General features: G+C 79.0%; 1 pseudogene. It reads left to right on the forward strand.

The window, feature by feature from the left end:
• A pseudogene (locus G3I53_RS16980) lies at window positions 1-224 on the forward strand (LuxR family transcriptional regulator); the annotation flags it as partial.

Below are 224 nucleotides of genomic sequence, written 5' to 3' on the forward strand. Positions count from 1 at the left end.
CGCGCCGACCTGGGCGCGGGCCGCCCGAGGGAGGCCGCGGACCGGCTCGGCCCGCTGGTGCGTACCGGGCCGCGCCGCGGCCACTTCGCGGTGTGGATGCTCGTCGTGCCCTGCTACGTGGAGGCCGCCGTCCTGGCCGGACACCCCGAGCACGCCCGGACGGTGGTGGAGGAATTCGCCCTGTGGGCCGCCTGCGGTGCCGACCCGCAGGCCCCCGCCCAGCT

This window comes from Streptomyces sp. SID14436 (assembly GCF_010548465.1).
Classification (GTDB): domain Bacteria; phylum Actinomycetota; class Actinomycetes; order Streptomycetales; family Streptomycetaceae; genus Streptomyces.